The 3,968-nt window shown below is 64.3% G+C and carries 9 protein-coding genes; 4 read left to right on the top strand and 5 right to left on the bottom strand.

The genetic code is table 11. The features are described from left to right. Nucleotides 1-145 precede the first annotated feature (145 nt). Nucleotides 146-295, top strand: a complete 150-nt coding sequence (locus tag IQ216_RS12250) for a hypothetical protein (RefSeq protein ID WP_193815680.1) — start codon at nucleotides 146-148, stop codon at nucleotides 293-295. 46 nt (nucleotides 296-341) lie between these two features. Here IQ216_RS12250 and IQ216_RS12245 read toward each other — a convergent pair whose 3' ends face one another. After that, nucleotides 342-806, bottom strand: coding sequence for a DUF5615 family PIN-like protein (locus IQ216_RS12245; protein ID WP_193815679.1), 465 nt, complete (start codon nucleotides 804-806; stop codon nucleotides 342-344). 11 nt (nucleotides 807-817) lie between these two features. After that, nucleotides 818-1,450, bottom strand: coding sequence for a DUF433 domain-containing protein (locus tag IQ216_RS12240; RefSeq protein ID WP_193815678.1), 633 nt, complete (start codon nucleotides 1,448-1,450; stop codon nucleotides 818-820). A 268-nt stretch (nucleotides 1,451-1,718) separates the two neighbouring features. Between IQ216_RS12240 and IQ216_RS14795 the strand changes: the two genes are divergently transcribed. Further along, entirely contained in the window at nucleotides 1,719-2,057 is a 339-nt protein-coding gene (locus tag IQ216_RS14795) for an HNH endonuclease signature motif containing protein (RefSeq protein WP_193815677.1), read from the top strand. 53 nt (nucleotides 2,058-2,110) lie between these two features. Here IQ216_RS14795 and IQ216_RS12230 read toward each other — a convergent pair whose 3' ends face one another. Together IQ216_RS12230 and IQ216_RS12225 are read right to left on the bottom strand one after the other, a co-directional pair. After that, the gene (locus tag IQ216_RS12230) at nucleotides 2,111-2,404 is read right to left on the bottom strand and encodes a PIN domain-containing protein (RefSeq protein ID WP_193815676.1); all 294 of its coding nucleotides are present in this window, start codon (nucleotides 2,402-2,404) and stop codon (nucleotides 2,111-2,113) included. A gap of 57 nt (nucleotides 2,405-2,461) precedes the next feature. Further along, a complete protein-coding gene (locus IQ216_RS12225; RefSeq protein ID WP_193815675.1) occupies nucleotides 2,462-2,731 on the bottom strand; it encodes a prevent-host-death protein in 270 nt (89 codons plus the stop codon). A 224-nt stretch (nucleotides 2,732-2,955) separates the two neighbouring features. Here IQ216_RS12225 and IQ216_RS12220 point away from each other — a divergent pair, with 224 nt between their 5' ends. Both IQ216_RS12220 and IQ216_RS14510 read left to right on the top strand, forming a co-directional pair. Then, nucleotides 2,956-3,399, top strand: a complete 444-nt coding sequence (locus IQ216_RS12220; protein ID WP_193815674.1) for a hypothetical protein — start codon at nucleotides 2,956-2,958, stop codon at nucleotides 3,397-3,399. 65 nt (nucleotides 3,400-3,464) lie between these two features. Then, on the top strand, nucleotides 3,465-3,596 hold the full coding sequence (locus IQ216_RS14510) for a hypothetical protein (protein WP_255510614.1): 132 nt from the start codon (nucleotides 3,465-3,467) through the stop codon (nucleotides 3,594-3,596). A gap of 16 nt (nucleotides 3,597-3,612) precedes the next feature. Here the strand turns inward: IQ216_RS14510 and IQ216_RS12215 are convergent. After that, nucleotides 3,613-3,968: addiction module protein (locus IQ216_RS12215; protein ID WP_228007469.1), on the bottom strand; the 356-nt coding region annotated here is incomplete at its 5' end.

The raw sequence follows: 3,968 nt of genomic DNA, 5'->3' as shown, positions 1-3,968 counted from the left end.
CCCCCACCTACGAGCGCCTGAGGCACACCATCGCCAAGCAGATGCGCATGAGCCCCATCGACCAACCGCTGATGCTCATGGAACAGCTGGGCCGCCACAGCCCGGCCCCAGCGCAGGACGTGGCCCGGCGGATCCTGGGCAGCGGATGGTGGGCATGGTGCTCACCGGCAACGGCATCACCGCCTACGGCAACGGCGCCTACAGCCCGATCAGCGGCTCGGTGAAGTACAGGTTCACCGATGCGCCCAGGGCCGCTGCGAGTGCTGCGGGGCGCACGAGCACCAGCGGGCACTGAGAGGTGGCACCCATCATCCCCAGAAACCAGGGCGGCTCCGACGCCATCAGCATCCTGCAGGCGCTCTGCTTCCGCTGCAATGCCGACAAGCCATGGCCATCGTTGGTCTCAGAGTTGCACCGGCAGGGATTGACTCAGATGGCTGGAATCTCATGCCCACGTACACAGCTTCAGATTGGATCTCAAGCACGCGATTGATCAGATCAGTGTCTTTCCCGTGTTGGATCAGCTGCAGAGCTGATTGGACCCGGAGCCACGGCTGTTCCGCACTCAAGCCAGCCTCCCTGAGGGCGATCACCCCAGGGTGCACCTCCATGGTGGCGGCCAAGCGAATGAAATCGCCCACGTTCACCGTGACCACAATCTGATCGCGGGCCAGGGCATGGGCGAAGACCGCGTCATCCTTGGCGCCAGCAAGACCGACATGCACAGCCGCCTCTGCCGGAATTTCCTGTTCACAGGCCCAGCGGGCCAGGCGCGGACTGAGATTTTCGTCGATCAACAGCCTCAAGGCATGATCCTTCAGCCGCGTTGCAGGGCGAGGGGGCGCCGAGGGCGGCCGGGAGGCTTGGGCAAGCGTGCCTGGATCTGCGCGTAATCGAGGGCCTGCCGGCTGAGCTGGGGGAAATCCTCTTCCAGCGTGCTGCAGCTGACGCCGGAGCGAAGCTGCTCCACAACCACGGCCACGGGAATCCTTGTGCCCCGGAACACAGGCTGCCCAGAACAGACGGCCGGATCGCTCTCCACCAGGGAATGGGGCCGCCTGTAGAGCCGATAGCGGTAACGCAGGTCCCGGCTTACGCCGAGGAGGTCGAAACGGAAGGGAACGGCACCTGTCTTGCGCAGCTCACCGGGGCCACGGGACCAGCCCCCTTGGGCTACCTGTCGCCGGGGCAGGCCCTCAGGCAACCGGTGAGTCTTCACGGTCAACACACGGAAAACCTCACGCTTCTGGTCAGGGGAGAGCTGCAGGCCCTCGGCGCTCAGACTGCTGACCACCTGGAAGTAGAGGAGCTCGCGAAAGCCAAGCCGCAACGGGCCTGCAGAGGAAGGCGATCCCGATGGAGCCAGCACGCGGCGGTATTCCTGAGCGAGCAGGCGGGCATCTGCTGCGAGCAGGGCGGCACCGACGGCGGGGGTGAGGTCAGAAGCCATCGCAAAACCATGGTTCAGCCTGAAGCAGAGTATAGACACTCAGGACTGGCGGGGGTGCTGGTGAGCAAAGGCCGGCCTGAGGGGGCCGGCATGCCCAACCGAAGAGGGGTCCTCAAGACATCAGTGCCACCCCCGTCACACCCGCCTGGATACCCCCATGCCCGGCCCCGGCGCAGGACATCGCCCGGCGGATCCTGGACAGCGGATGGTGGGCCGCGTGCTCACCGGCAACGGCATCACCCGCTGCGAGAAGGGCACCTAAGCCCTGGTGGGCGGTGAGGAGGTGTTTGCCCACCGCAGCTGTCACCGCACCCCGATCAGCGGCTCGGTGAAGTACAGGGTGCTCACAAGGGCACGGGGCCGCTGCGAGTGCTGCGGTGCCCACGAGCACCAGCGGGCCCTTGAGTTGGACCACATCAACCCCAGGAACCAGGGCGGCTCCGACGCCATCACCAACCTGCAGGCCCTCTGCTTCCGCTGCAATGCCGGCAATCGCGACGGCTGTTTGCCTACGCAAGAGGGCGCACCGACTTCCGCGGCGTGCAGGCCAGCTACGGCCACCGCGAAGCGGGCTGTGTGTTCTGTATCGCCGATGCCTATCCCGTGAGCGAGGGGAACAGCCTGGTGATCCCGCGGCGACACGTGGTGGGCGCAGTGGGCTCAGCTCTCCAGGTAACGCTCCACCGTGTTGGTGGTCCAGGTTGCGATGCCGATGCCGAAGAAGTCCTGATCTTCAGTCCTGATGGCGCATTCCAATTGCAACGCCAGCGCCAGGGCAGGCCAGTCATCCTGGTCGCGGATCCTCGCCAAGGCCTCCTCCTTGGCCGACCTCAGCACGCTGTTTTCCACAACCTGGACAATCAACAGCAGGCTGAGCAAAGCCTCAGCGCAGACCTCTTGATCGAGACCTCTCTTCCTGGCGAGACCAGTCACGTAGGCGGTCGCCTCGGCCACGTTGGCTTCAGCGAATGAGGATGTTCGCGTCCAGGACCAGGCGCTTGCGCTCCACTCTCAAGCCGACGGTTGCTCAGGGCGGCTCATCCGCCAGGCCTTGAAGTCGGCACTGAGCTCGTCTTCGCTCAAACCGAGACGCTCCAGCTCAGCCTGCATCAGCCGGCCAGCCTCCAACACTTTCTCCCGATCACTCAGGTTGCCTTGCTGGGGCAAGGGCACGTAGAGGCCAATGGTGCGGCCATGGCGGGTCACCTCAATCGGCGTGGACGATTCCAGATGGGAGGCCAGCCTGGACCTGAGTTCACGGATCCCAATACGGGTCGCCACGCCGTCCTCCCGCCAAATGTGTACACATCATAGGGCTGGGGCAGGTTCCACGCGGCGGAAGCAAGAGCAAGGAAGGGACTGGGGCGACACAGCCACACCCTGAGCCGGGTTGGCTGCAGCCGCTGCACGCCCACACCAGAAGGGATCCCAGCAGGGGCGCCAGCCTGACGGGCCGCCCAAAACCAAACCTGGCCCGGTCACCCGGCAGCCGCCACCATCACTCCATGGCCAACAGCCCCTCTGCTGCCTTGCTTCGCCTGCGCGCGTTCATCGCCGAGCGCAGGCGCATGAGCCCCATCGACCAACCGCTCATGCTGATGGAACTGCTCGGCCGCCGCAGCCAGGCCCCGGCGCAGGGCGTGGCCCGGCGGATTCTGGGAAGCGCATGGTGGGCCGGGTTCACCTTCAACGGAATCACCGCCTATGGCGATGGCCACGACAGCCTGATCGGCGGCGACGAGTTGAGCGATGGCGGTACCTGGCCGAAGGCCAGCGTGGCGGAGCCACGACGCGACGAACTGCTTGAGCTCTGCTGGGAACGTCTCGACGCATTCCGAGGCCATCGGCATGCTGCAGGCCCTGTTCTTCGGCCTCATGGAGAAGGCCGAGTCGCCCCAAGGCGAGCGCGAATCCAGATCGGATCGCGACGACAATCGAGGATGGCGTAGATGTCGATACTCGTCGCCTCTATTACGTAGTAAAGCGCAAAGGGAAACCGCCTGATCAACATGCGATGAAACCCATCGACCTGAAGATGAATGCCGCCATAGACAGTCAACGATTGAACATCAGCTTCGACGGCATCCAGAAAGCGATCGCCCAGCCCCGGTGCCTGAAGTTCGTAGAACAACCAACCGTTCCGTAGATCATCGGTGGCCGCATCAAGGAGCCTGATATCCACGAAGCTCGGCCTTGAGGTCAGTCATGGCGTCGTTCCAAGACTGAAACCGGGCGGAACCCTGCTCCAGCTGGTTGCGGCGCCGCCGTAATTCATCGCGATGCCAGGCAGGCGATACGACCTGATCGGGCGTGGCGGAGAGATCCGCCCATAGGAGTTCCATCGCCTCAAGTTTGTCTTCCAGACTCATCTGGCCCAGGGGAAGATTCGCCGCCATCAGCCGAGGCCTCCAAAGGGGCATGGCATGGATTTTAGAGCCAATGCAGTCAGCAAAACGAAGCAGGCCAGAAGTCCAGAGGGCTGTTGTCCTCCCAACAGGTGCCACCCCCGTCACACCCC

This window comes from Cyanobium sp. LEGE 06143 (assembly GCF_015207535.1).
Lineage (GTDB): Bacteria > Cyanobacteriota > Cyanobacteriia > PCC-6307 > Cyanobiaceae > NIES-981.
The sequence above is the reverse complement of the archived record's forward strand: the minus strand, read 5'-3'. Positions and strand labels throughout refer to the sequence as shown.

Coding starts and splice junctions, on each gene's coding strand:
- IQ216_RS12250 (WP_193815680.1), top strand. CDS start 146: ATGGTGGGCATGGTGCTCACCGGCAACGGCATCACCGCCTACGGCAAC.
- IQ216_RS12240 (WP_193815678.1), bottom strand. CDS start 1,450: ATGGCTTCTGACCTCACCCCCGCCGTCGGTGCCGCCCTGCTCGCAGCA.
- IQ216_RS12220 (WP_193815674.1), top strand. CDS start 2,956: ATGGCCAACAGCCCCTCTGCTGCCTTGCTTCGCCTGCGCGCGTTCATC.
- IQ216_RS14510 (WP_255510614.1), top strand. CDS start 3,465: ATGAAACCCATCGACCTGAAGATGAATGCCGCCATAGACAGTCAACGA.